We start from the raw sequence: 10,723 nt of genomic DNA, 5'->3' as shown, positions 1-10,723 counted from the left end.
GAGGTGGGGAGGGGGCCGCCGATGAGGGAGGTGTCGGCGCCGCGCGGCCCGCGGCGGTCGCGGTCCCGGACCGAGCCCGCCTCGGGGAGCCGCAGCGTGAAGGTGGAGCCCTGGCCCTCGGCGCTCCACACCGTGACCTCCCCGCCGTGCGAGGCGGCCACGTGCTTGACGATGGCGAGGCCGAGGCCGGTGCCGCCGGTGGCGCGCGAGCGGGCGGGGTCGACGCGGTAGAAGCGCTCGAAGATGCGCTCGCGGTCCTTCTCCGAGATGCCGATGCCCTGGTCGGTGACGGCGATCTCGATGAGGTCGCCACCGGGGGCGGTGATGTGCCGGGCCGCGATGCCGACGCGGGTGCGGGCCGGACTGTAGTTGACGGCGTTCTCGACGAGGTTGCCCAGGGCGGCGGCGAGCTGGCCGCGGTTGCCCCAGACGTGCAGGTCGGCGGTGCCGCCCGCGGCGATGGTGATCTGCTTGGTGCCCGCCTGGTGGCGGCAGCGGTCGATGGCCTCGGCGACGAGCTCGTCCACCCGGACGGGCTCGGAGTCCTCCAGGGGGTCGTCGTTCTGCACCCGTGAGAGGTCGATGAGCTCCTGGACCAGGTTGGTGAGCCGGGTCGCCTCTATCTGCATGCGGCCCGCGAAGCGGTTGACGGCCTCGGGGTCCTCCGCGGCGTCCATGACGGCCTCGGAGAGCAGGGAGAGCGCGCCGACGGGGGTCTTGAGCTCGTGGCTGACATTGGCGACGAAGTCACGCCGGACGGCCTCGATGCGCCGGGCCTCGGTGAGGTCCTCCACCAGCAGCAGCACCAGCCGGGAGCCGAGCGGGGCGACCCGGGCGGAGACGGCGAGGGCGTCGCCGCGCCCGCTGCCGCGCCGCGGGAGGTCCAGCTCGACCTGGCGTATCTCGCCGTCGCGGCGGGTGTCCCGGGCCATCTGGAGCATCGGCTCGACGGCCAGCTTGCCGCCGCGGACCAGCCCGAGGGCGTACGCCGCGGAGCTGGCCTTGACCACGGAGTCGGCCTCGTCGAGGACGACGGCGGAGGAGCGCAGCACGGAGAGCACGGTGTCCACGCCGGGGGGCAGCACCGCGTCCGTGTGGAGTGAGCTGCGGGTCGGCCGCGCCTGGTCGCGCTCGCTCCAGCGGAACGCCAGCATGGCGATCACGCCGGTGCACAACCCGGCGATCGCTGCCGCTGCGGCGACGGCCGCGTTCACGTTCATGAGTCAAGGTTATGCGGGGCCGATGACAGCTCCACAGCCAAAAGAGGGCCCTCTCGAACATACGTTGCCGAGAGTTCACCTTGACGACGGTGCCGGTTAACCCCGGGGGCTGCGAGCCGTAGCGTTCCGGCCGGAACGTGGGTGACGCCGGTGGGCAAGAGCCACCGTTCACTCGGAGAGAAGGTCAGGATGCGGGACGCGTACCACGAGGAGCTGGATTCGATCGGCGAGGGCCTGGTCGAGATGGCCCGGCTGGTGGGCTCCGCGATCGGGCGCGCCACCACGGCGATCCTCGACGCGGATCTCAAACTGGCGGAGTCGGTGATCGCCGCCGATGCCAAGGTCGACGACCTCCAGCGGGACCTGGAGGCCCGTGCCATCGCGCTGCTGGCGCGCCAGCAGCCGGTCGCCACCGATCTGCGGATCGTGGTGACCTCCCTGCGGATGAGCGCGGACCTGGAGCGCTCCGGCGACCTCGCGCAGCACGTGGCCAAGCTGGGCAGGCTGCGGTTCCCGGAGTCCGCGGTGCCGCGCGACCTGCACGCCACGATCCTGGAGATGGGCCAGCTCGCGCAGCGCCTGATGGCCAAGGCGGGCGAGGTGATCATCACCAAGGACGTCGACCTGGCGCTCCAGCTGGAGCAGGACGACGACGCGATGGACCTGCTGCACCGCGCGCTCTTCCAGCACCTGATGGACGACCGCTGGCAGCACGGCATCGAGACGGCCGTCGACGTGACGCTGCTGGGGCGCTACTACGAGCGCTTCGCCGACCACGCGGTCTCCGTCGCCAAGCGGGTCGTCTACCTGGTCACCGGCGAGCACGCGGACGAGCTGACGCAGGGCGAGGGGCGTACGGGCGCAGTGGACGGCGCGTGACGCGGGCGCGTGCTTCTGCACGCCCCCCACACGCCCGTACATACGTACCCGAGGGGCATTGACGGCCTAAGCGGACAGCCCTTGACTGAGGTCCAGCAGACCACCTTCGAGGAGGTACCGCATATGACCCACACCCACGCCCCTGCGGCGGGCTGCACCTGTGGTCCCGGCTGCTCCTGCGGCTGCCAGAACGGCGGCTCCTGCAACTGCGGCGGCGGCTGCAGCTGACCGACCGAGGGCGCATCACTCATGAAGGGGCCTCCGGCCGGTTCTCCGTATCCGGCCGGAGGCCCTTCCTGCGCGTCGCTCACGCCAGCGGGGCGCGCATCCGCTCCTCGCTGCCCGTGAGGTAGGCGTAGACGACGACGTTCGCCTTGTAGGTGTGCGCGGCCTTGTCGTAGTCGCCGCCGCACGTGATGAGCCGGAGCTCGGCGCGGTCGGGGTCGTTCTGGTCGTGCGGCCCGTAGACCTTGTCGTCGTCCCAGTGGTCGTTCGGGACGAGCGCGACCTCCTCGACCGTGAACTCCGCCGTGGAGCCGTCGGCCCGGGAGACGTTGACCTTCTGGCCGGGCTTGATGTTGCTCAGCTCGAAGAAGACGGCCGGGGCCTGCGTGGTGTCCACATGCCCGACGAGGACGGCGACGCCCGGGCTGCCGGGCTCGGGTCCGTCCTGGTACCAGGACACGGCGTTGGCCCGCTCGTACGGGGGTGCCTCCACCCCGCCCTGGGCGTCGAGGCCGTGGCCCTCGATGGGGGCCTTGAGCCCCATGGCCTTGATGGCCAGACCCTGAGGGCCCGCCCCCGGCAGCGGTTCGTGTGCCGGGGGCAGGCCGTGCGCGGGAGGGTGGCTCTTGGCCGTGGTGCCGCCGGTCCTACGGGCCTTGACCGTGGGCTCGTCGGTGTCACCACTGCCGCACAGGCACAGGGCGAGCAGCACGGCCGCCCAGGCCACCCCTGTCAGCAGGCGCGTAGTGAAGCCACCTGTGCGCGGTTCTGACATGTCACCTGTTCACCTGTTCGCTATCCCGTCACTTGTTGGCGGCGGCCCGGCGGCGGTACCAGAACATGCCACCGGCTATGCCGGCCGTCGCTCCCGCGGCCAGGATGAGAACGGGGGTGTCGGTGCCGGACTCCGTCGAGGAGGCCATCAGCGCGGTCGCGCCGCCACCCGCGTGGGCGTGCCCGTGCGGCCGGTGCTCGCGGCCGTCGTGGTCGTGACGCCCCTCGTGGTCGTGACGGCCGTCGTGACGCCCGTCGTGGTCATGGCGCCCGTGGTCCTCGCGGCCCTCGTGGTCGTGACGCCCGTCGTGGTCGTGGCGGCCGTGGTCCTCCCGTCCGTCGTGGTCGTGACGGCCGTCGTGGTCATGGCGCCCGTGGTCCTCGCGGCCGTCGTGACGGCCGTCGTGACCCCAGCCGTCGTGGCCGTCGTGGCCCCAGCCGTCGTCGTCGCAGTCGTCGTCGCGGTCGTGACGCCCGTCGTGGCGGCCGTCGTGGTCATGACGGTCATGACCCCAGCCGTCATGGTCGTCGCACTCGTCGCAGTCACGGTCGTGGCCGGTGGCCGGTGCCGCCTTCGCGGCGGGGACGGCCAGATCGCCGAGGCTGCCCGAAGCGTAGGCAGGTGCGGCGGGCACCGCGCAGGCCGCGACCACCGCGGCGCCGCACAGAGCGGTACGGATTGAACTCATGGTGTTACCTCCTTGACAAGAGGCTCACCCGGCTACTCAGCTATCGCATCCGCACCGTGTCCATCTTGCTCCAATCGGTGACCAACTTGCTCTGCGTCACCATGGCGCTCCCATGCGAAAGGCCCCTCACCCACGGGAAACCGCGGGTGAGGGGCCTTACGCGGGGGGCGTTACTTCTTCTTGCCCTGGTTCTTCACGGCCTCGATGGCGGCCTTGGCGGCCTCCGGGTCGAGGTAGGTGCCGCCCGGCTTGACGGGACGGAAGTCGGCGTCGAGCTCGTAGGCGAGCGGGATGCCGGTCGGGATGTTCAGGCCCGCGATGTCGGCGTCGGAGATGCCGTCGAGGTGCTTGACCAGGGCGCGGAGGCTGTTGCCGTGCGCGGCGACGAGGACCGTGCGGCCCGCCAGCAGGTCCGGGACGATGCCGTCGTACCAGTACGGCAGCATGCGCGCGACGACGTCCTTGAGGCACTCGGTGCGCGGGCGCAGCTCGCTCGGGATGGAGGCGTAGCGCGGGTCGTCGCTCTGCGAGAATTCGGTGCCGTCCTCGAGGGCGGGCGGCGGGGTGTCGTACGAACGGCGCCAGAGCATGAACTGCTCCTCGCCGAACTCGGCCAGGGTCTGGGCCTTGTCCTTGCCCTGGAGGGCGCCGTAGTGGCGCTCGTTCAGCCGCCAGGAGCGGTGGACCGGGATCCAGTGGCGGTCGGCGGCCTCCAGCGCGAGCTGCGCGGTGCGGATGGCGCGCTTCTGCAGGGAGGTGTGGACCACGTCGGGGAGCAGGCCGGCGTCCTTGAGCAGCTCACCGCCCCGGACCGCCTCCTTCTCGCCCTTCTCGTTCAGGTTGACGTCCACCCAGCCGGTGAACAGGTTCTTGGCGTTCCACTCGCTCTCGCCGTGGCGGAGGAGGATCAGCTTGTACGGTGCGTCGGCCATGCACATGAGCGTAATCGACGGTGGGGGTAGCGCCGCCCGCCGTGCCCGTGGTAGGGGTGGCCGACGCCGCCGACACGGCGGCTGACATGGCGGCTGACATGGCGGCTGACATGGCGGTTGACGCGGCGGCTGACATGGCGGATTGACGGCGGCCGTCAATCCAGTGGCGCCCGGAACGCCCTCCTGAGTAAGTTGCGTTGATCGCAGGAGACACTTACACAGCGGGGGTCGGGGAATGTCCGTAGCGAGCGTCAGACGCGCCGCGCGAGAGAGCGTGTCGGGGCTGCCCCGGGAGTTCTGGTGGCTGTGGACCACGACACTGATCAACCGGCTCGGGATCTTCGTCTCGATCTTCCTGACCCTCTACCTGACCGTGGACCAGGGCTACTCCGCCTCGTACGCGGGGCTGGTGGCCGCGCTGCACGGGCTCGGCAGCGTCGTCTCCTCGCTCGGCGCGGGCGTGATGACCGACCGCCTCGGACGCAGACCCACCCTGCTGATCGCCCAGACGTCCAACGCCCTGTCGGTGGCGCTGCTGGCCTTCGTCCAGGGCCAGGTGGCCATCGCGGCCGTCGCCTTCCTGGTGGGCATGGCGAGCAACGCCTCGCGCCCCGCCGTCTCGGCCATGATGGCGGACATCGTGCCCACGGCGGACCGGGTGCGGGCCTTCTCCCTCAACTACTGGGCCATCAACCTCGGTTACGCGCTCTCCTCGGTGGCGGCGGGTCTCATCGCCCAGTACAGCTACCGGGCGGGGTTCCTGATCGAGGCGGCGATGACCCTGGTGTGCGCCCTCGTCGTCTTCGCCAAGCTGCCGGAGTCCCGGCCCACGGCCGGCCCGGCCGGCCCGGCCGCCGCGAAGGACACCCCGTCGGTCAGCCTGGGCACGGTCCTGCGCGACGGGCGCTTCATGGGCGTCGTCGGGCTGTCCTTCCTGCTCGCCGTGATCTTCCTCCAGTCCTCGGTGGCACTGCCCGTGGCGATGTCCAGGAGCGGCTTCTCGACCAGCGACTACGGGCTGACCATGGCCGTCAACGGTGTCCTGATCGTGGCCCTGCAGATCCCCGTGACCCGCTTCATCGAGCACCGCGACCCGCGCCGCCTGCTCATCGCCTCCGCGCTGCTGGCGGGCTACGGAATGGCGCTCACCGCCTTCGCCGGCTCGGTCGCGCTCTTTATGCTGACCGTGGCCGTCTGGACGCTCGCGGAGATCGTCAACTCCCCCACCCAGATGGGCCTCGTCGTCCGCCTCTCCCCCGTCGAGGGCCGCGGCCGCTACCAGGGCATGTTCACACTGTCCTGGTCGGCCGCGGCACTGCTGGCCCCCCTGACGAGCGGCTGGGTCATCGACACCTTCGGCCCGCGAACGCTGTGGGCGGGGTGCGCGGCAGTGGGCACGGTGGCGGCCCTGGGCTACTGGCTCCTGATGCGGAGCCTCCCCGCGGAGGACCAGGGCCCGTCAGGGGCGCGGGGAACCGCGCGACCGGCCACGACGCGACCCGCGGACGCGCGCCGAGCGCAAGCCGCGCCCCAGTAGGCGCACCCGGCCACCGGCCCGCAGCCGCACGCCGAGCGCAGGAAGCCCTCCGTAGGCGCACCCAAGGCGACCACCGCCCCGGTCACTTATCCGCAGTCAGCTTGCCCCCAACACCCCAGCTGTCCGTCGGCACCTCGTGGATCCACACCTGCACACTCTCCGCAGGTATCTGATACGCGTCCACGAACGAGTCGGTGATCCGCTGGACGAGCTCCCGCTTGAGCTCGGTGCTGCGCGGACCCTGGTGGACGGTGACGACGGGCATGGCCGTACTCCCTTGTGCGAGGCGGCGTCCCCGGCCTTTCCGGGGCGCTCACCGGCATGTCCCCAGTCCATCGCTCCGGCGGGCGCGCACCAAGAAGCAGTCCGCACTCGCAGCGATCACGGACGCAGATCGTCGCCCGCCGGCCGGCACGCCTCGACGAGGAGGGAGAGCTCGGGGGACATGACCTCCGGGCGTACGGCAAGCCCCGTGGGCAGGCGCAGCCCGGAGCCACGGAAGGGCAGGAACGCCACGCGCGTGGTGCGGAGCTGGTCCGCGTGCGCGGCGTAGGCGACGGTCCACGTCGGCTCCCCACTGCCGATCCCGGCGAGGGTGTCCTGGAGGGTGTGCGAGAGCGGCCCGGGCACGGGCTCGAAACCGGCGTCGTGGCAGGCGGTGACGACGAGGTCGACCAGGGCCGGGATGTCGCGCCGGGGCGGGAGCCGCAGCGGCAGGGCGGCCAGATCGGCCAGGGCGACGTCCGGCGCGTCCGCGAGCGGGTGGGCGGACGGCAGCACGGCCACCAGGGGATCACGCCACACGGGAACGACCCGCAGGCCGGGCGCCGTCATGCCGCCCCGTACGAAGGCCGCGTCCAGGTCCCCGGACGCCACCATCTCGGTCCGCTGCCGCGCGGGGGCGGAGACCAGCTCCACGGGGACGTCGGGCGCGGTGGCCGCGAACACGTCCAGCAGCCGGTCCAGATGGGCGCCGAGCCCGGCGCTGGTCCCGAGCCGCAGCGCGCGGGCCGCCCGCCCGGCGAACCCGGCGACGGCGGCACGGGCCCGTTCCTCCGCCACGAGCAGCTCGCGTGCCGCGGGCAGGAACCGCGCCCCTGCCCCGGTCAGCCGCACGTGCCGGGGCGACCGGTCGAAGAGTTCGACGCCGAGCTCCCGCTCCAGCCGCCGCACCTGCTGACTGACGGCGGACTGCACGATGTGCAACCGCTCCGCGGCCCGCCCGAAGTGCAACTCCTCGGCGACCACGACGAAGTACCGAACTTGGCGTATTTCCACGGGGGACACTCTAGGAAGGCGGTGCCCCCCATAAGGGGCGCGGGGAACTGCGCGACAAGCCACGACGCGACCCGCAGCCGCGCGCCAAGCGCAGAGGCACCCCCGTAGGCGCCCCGGTCAGCCGCGCGGCCGTAGGCGCCCCGCTCAGCCGCGCGGCGCCAACACCTCCCACCGCACCGTGAGCTCCCCCTGCCGCCACCGCGTCACCCCGTCCGTGACCGGCCAGTCCGCACGCAGCGCCGTCGCGGTGCGTATCCAGCGCTGGCGCGCGCTGAGCGCCGAGTACGGGGCCGCCGCCGCCCACGCCCGGTCGAAGTCGCGCAGGAAGGCGTGCACGGGCTCGCCGGGGACGTTCCGGTGGATGAGTGCCTTCGGCAGGCGCTCGGCCAGGTCCGACGGCGTGTCCAGCGAGCCGAGCCGGGCCGCGAAGGTGATCGTGCGCGGCCCCTCCGGGCCGAGGGCGACCCACACGTGCCGCCGCCCTATCTCGTCGCACGTGCCCTCGACGAGCAGCCCACCCGGCGCGAGCCGCGCGCACAGCCGCTCCCACACGGCGACGACCTCGTCCTCGTCGTACTGCCGCAGCACGTTCGCGGCCCGTATCAGCGCGGGACGCCGCCCGGGGGCCAGCGGCACCTCGAAGCCGCCGTGCGCGAAGGACAGCCCGTCCCGCTCGTAGGGCTTCGCGGCCGCGACGCGGGCGGGGTCTATCTCCACCCCGACGACCTCCGCCGCCGGGCAGACGGTGCGCAGGCGGCCGAGCAGCTCGACCGCCGTCCAGGGCGCCGCGCCGTAGCCGAGGTCGACGGCTATGGGGGCGTCGCCGCGCCGCAGGGCGGCACCGTGGGTATGAGCTATCCAGCGGTCCATGCGGCGCAGCCGGTTCGGATTGGTCGTCCCGCGGGTGGCCGTCCCTATGGGACGGCTGCTGGGGCGGGAAACGGTACGGCTGGCCACTCATCAACCTTATGCCCGCCCCGGGTCACACTTTGGTAAAGGGGAAATGGGAGAGTGCCTCCGGAGTGTTGCACCCGTGTAACGCGCTGATGCCCCGAAAGCGGACGGAGGACCCGTACGGTGAGCCAGTACGCATCCAGGCTCGGCGCCCGCCGCGGCCGCGCGCTCGGCAGTCTCGCCCATACGCCCCTCCGCCGTATCGGCGCCGCGCGGCGGCCCCGCCGCATCGCGATGCTCAGCGTGCACACGTCGCCGCTGCACCAGCCGGGCACGGGCGACGCGGGCGGCATGAACGTCTACATCGTGGAGCTCGCGAAGCGGCTCGCCGCGATCGGCATCGAGGTCGAGATATTCACCCGGGCGACCACGGGGGCCCTGCCGCCCTCCGTGGAGCTGGCCCCGGGCGTGCTCGTACGGCACATCGACGCCGGGCCGTACGAGGGCCTGGCGAAGGAGGAGCTGCCCGCGCAGCTGTGCGCCTTCACGCACGGCGTGATGCAGGCCTGGGCAGACCACCGGCCCGGCCACTACGACCTCGTGCACTCCCACTACTGGCTCTCCGGCCACGTCGGCTGGCTCGCGGCCGAGCGCTGGGGCGTGCCGCTCGTGCACGCCATGCACACCATGGCCAAGGTCAAGAACGCCTCGCTCGCCGCGGGCGACACCCCCGAACCCGCCGCCCGGGTGATCGGCGAGACCCAGATCGTCCGGGCCGCCGACCGGCTGATCGCCAACACGGACGGTGAGGCGGAAGAGCTCATCCGGTTCTACGACGCCGAGCCCGGCAAGGTCGCCGTCGTGCACCCCGGCGTGAACCTGGAGCGCTTCACCCCGGCCGACGGGCGCGCCGCCGCGCGCGAACGGCTCGGACTGCCCGCCGACGCGCTCGTCCCGCTCTTCGCCGGACGTATCCAGCCGCTGAAGGCCCCCGACGTCCTGCTGCGCGCGGTCGCCCACCTGCTGGACGAGCGGCCGGACCTCCGCACCCGCCTGGTCGTCCCCGTCGTCGGCGGCCCCAGCGGCAGCGGCCTCGCCAAGCCCGAGGAGCTGCACAAGCTGGCCGCCAAGCTCGGCATCACCGACGTCGTACGGTTCCGCCCGCCGGTCGGCCAGGAACAGCTCGCCGACTGGTACCGCGCCGCGTCCGTCCTGGTGATGCCCTCGCACAGCGAGTCCTTCGGCCTCGTCGCCGCCGAGGCCCAGGCGTGCGGCACGCCGGTGCTCGCGGCAGCCGTGGGCGGCCTGCCGGTGGCCGTACGGGACGGCGTCAGCGGCTTCCTCGTCGCGGGCCACGACCCCGCCGACTACGCGCGCGTGCTGCGCCGTTTCGCGGATGAGCCGACACTGACGACGACGATGGGCGACGCCGCCGCACAGCACGCGCGCTCCTTCGGCTGGGACGCCACCGCGGCGGCGACCGCCGACGTGTACACCGCGGCGATCCAGGAACGGCGGCGTCGCCTACGCTCGTCGCATGTCTGACGCGAAATCCGTCATCGAGCAGACGTTCCGCGAGGCCGGGCTCGAATGGGAGAGCCCGGCCGACGGCACGTACGTGGTCAAACTCCCGGGCACCCACAAGCTCTCGACCACCGTCTCCCTGGTCGTCGGCAAGCACTCGCTCTCCGTCAACGCCTTCGTCGTACGCCGCCCGGACGAGAACCACGAGGCCGTCCACCGCTGGCTCCTGGAGCGCAACACGCGCCTCTACGGCGTCGCCTACGCCACCGACCGCCTCGGCGACATCTACCTCGTCGGCCGCCTGCCCCTCGCGGCCGTCACGCCCGACGAGATCGACCGCATCCTGGGCACCGTCCTCGAAAACGCGGACGGCAGCTTCAACACACTCCTGGAAATGGGCTTCGCGAGCGCGATCCGCAAGGAGTACGCGTGGCGTACGGCGCGCGGCGAATCCACCCGCAACCTCGAGGCGTTCACGCGCCTGACAGGCGCGTCGGACACGTAGCCCCTACTGGGGCCGCGCCTACCGGGGGTGCGGTTTGCGCTCCGCGCGCGGGTGCGCCCCCGGTGGGGGCTTGTCGCGCAGTTCCCCGCGCCCCTAAAAGCCGCCCACGAGCTCGGTCGCCCTTGCCCGTCCGGCGGCTGCGGACCGTGCGTGGTTGCTCGCGCAGTTCCCCGCGCCCCTGACGGGGCACCCCCCGGACGCGCGGAGAGCCGACAGCGGACGCAAGACACCCCCTACCGGCAGCCGACGTCCGGTGGAGGGGGCGG

Annotated in this window: 11 protein-coding genes; 4 read left to right on the top strand and 7 right to left on the bottom strand. The window is 72.5% G+C overall.

All coding sequences use genetic code 11. From position 1 onward, the window contains the following. Positions 1 to 1,220: cell wall metabolism sensor histidine kinase WalK (locus tag K6I34_RS21870; RefSeq protein ID WP_229328025.1), on the bottom strand; the 1,220-nt coding region annotated here is incomplete at its 3' end. 189 nt (positions 1,221 to 1,409) lie between these two features. Here K6I34_RS21870 and phoU point away from each other — a divergent pair. After that, the gene (phoU, locus tag K6I34_RS21865; RefSeq protein ID WP_229328024.1) at positions 1,410 to 2,099 is read left to right on the top strand and encodes a phosphate signaling complex protein PhoU; all 690 of its coding nucleotides are present in this window, start codon (positions 1,410 to 1,412) and stop codon (positions 2,097 to 2,099) included. A 307-nt stretch (positions 2,100 to 2,406) separates the two neighbouring features. On the opposite strand, the gene K6I34_RS21860 is transcribed toward phoU, so the two are convergent. The 3 genes from K6I34_RS21860 to K6I34_RS21850 all read right to left on the bottom strand — a co-directional run bounded on the left by K6I34_RS21860 (position 2,407) and on the right by K6I34_RS21850 (position 4,719). Continuing rightward, entirely contained in the window at positions 2,407 to 3,099 is a 693-nt protein-coding gene (locus K6I34_RS21860) for a class F sortase (RefSeq protein WP_229328023.1), read from the bottom strand. A 28-nt stretch (positions 3,100 to 3,127) separates the two neighbouring features. Then, complete coding sequence (locus K6I34_RS21855) at positions 3,128 to 3,787, bottom strand: hypothetical protein (RefSeq protein WP_229328022.1); 660 nt, start codon at positions 3,785 to 3,787, stop codon at positions 3,128 to 3,130. 170 nt (positions 3,788 to 3,957) lie between these two features. Continuing rightward, positions 3,958 to 4,719, bottom strand: a complete 762-nt coding sequence (locus K6I34_RS21850) for a phosphoglyceromutase (protein ID WP_229328021.1) — start codon at positions 4,717 to 4,719, stop codon at positions 3,958 to 3,960. 235 nt (positions 4,720 to 4,954) lie between these two features. On the opposite strand from K6I34_RS21850, the gene K6I34_RS21845 reads away from it, so the two are divergent. Next, positions 4,955 to 6,256 carry an MFS transporter gene (locus tag K6I34_RS21845; RefSeq protein WP_229328020.1) on the top strand — a complete coding sequence of 434 codons (1,302 nt, stop codon included), beginning with the start codon at positions 4,955 to 4,957 and terminating at the stop codon, positions 6,254 to 6,256. Between the two features lie 82 nt (positions 6,257 to 6,338). Here the strand turns inward: K6I34_RS21845 and dmpI are convergent, their stop codons facing one another. The 3 genes from dmpI to K6I34_RS21830 form a co-directional block, all read right to left on the bottom strand. Next, on the bottom strand, positions 6,339 to 6,521 hold the full coding sequence (gene dmpI, locus K6I34_RS21840) for a 4-oxalocrotonate tautomerase DmpI (RefSeq protein WP_229328019.1): 183 nt from the start codon (positions 6,519 to 6,521) through the stop codon (positions 6,339 to 6,341). A 116-nt stretch (positions 6,522 to 6,637) separates the two neighbouring features. Beyond that, a complete protein-coding gene (locus K6I34_RS21835) occupies positions 6,638 to 7,534 on the bottom strand; it encodes a LysR family transcriptional regulator (protein WP_229328018.1) in 897 nt (298 codons plus the stop codon). Positions 7,535 to 7,678: 144 nt separating this feature from the next. After that, positions 7,679 to 8,491, bottom strand: coding sequence for a trans-aconitate 2-methyltransferase (locus tag K6I34_RS21830; protein ID WP_374230984.1), 813 nt, complete (start codon positions 8,489 to 8,491; stop codon positions 7,679 to 7,681). A gap of 120 nt (positions 8,492 to 8,611) precedes the next feature. On the opposite strand from K6I34_RS21830, the gene mshA reads away from it, so the two are divergent. After that, positions 8,612 to 9,973 carry a D-inositol-3-phosphate glycosyltransferase gene (gene mshA / locus K6I34_RS21825; protein ID WP_374230983.1) on the top strand — a complete coding sequence of 454 codons (1,362 nt, stop codon included), beginning with the start codon at positions 8,612 to 8,614 and terminating at the stop codon, positions 9,971 to 9,973. Then, a complete protein-coding gene (locus tag K6I34_RS21820; RefSeq protein WP_229328017.1) occupies positions 9,966 to 10,457 on the top strand; it encodes a YbjN domain-containing protein in 492 nt (163 codons plus the stop codon). The genes mshA and K6I34_RS21820 overlap by 8 nt, the downstream gene beginning before the upstream one ends. Positions 10,458 to 10,723 lie beyond the last annotated feature (266 nt).

It is taken from the genome of Streptomyces sp. UNOC14_S4, from assembly GCF_020740835.1.
Taxonomy (GTDB): Bacteria; Actinomycetota; Actinomycetes; order Streptomycetales; family Streptomycetaceae; genus Streptomyces.
This window is presented reverse-complemented; position numbering and strand designations above follow the sequence as displayed.

Bases quoted from the DNA above. Each gene is read 5' to 3' on its own strand.
- phoU (WP_229328024.1), top strand. From the start codon at position 1,410: ATGCGGGACGCGTACCACGAGGAGCTGGATTCGATCGGCGAGGGCCTG.
- K6I34_RS21820 (WP_229328017.1), top strand. From the start codon at position 9,966: ATGTCTGACGCGAAATCCGTCATCGAGCAGACGTTCCGCGAGGCCGGG.
- dmpI (WP_229328019.1), bottom strand. From the start codon at position 6,521: ATGCCCGTCGTCACCGTCCACCAGGGTCCGCGCAGCACCGAGCTCAAG.
- K6I34_RS21845 (WP_229328020.1), top strand. From the start codon at position 4,955: ATGTCCGTAGCGAGCGTCAGACGCGCCGCGCGAGAGAGCGTGTCGGGG.
- K6I34_RS21860 (WP_229328023.1), bottom strand. From the start codon at position 3,099: ATGTCAGAACCGCGCACAGGTGGCTTCACTACGCGCCTGCTGACAGGG.
- K6I34_RS21850 (WP_229328021.1), bottom strand. From the start codon at position 4,719: ATGGCCGACGCACCGTACAAGCTGATCCTCCTCCGCCACGGCGAGAGC.
- K6I34_RS21855 (WP_229328022.1), bottom strand. From the start codon at position 3,787: ATGAGTTCAATCCGTACCGCTCTGTGCGGCGCCGCGGTGGTCGCGGCC.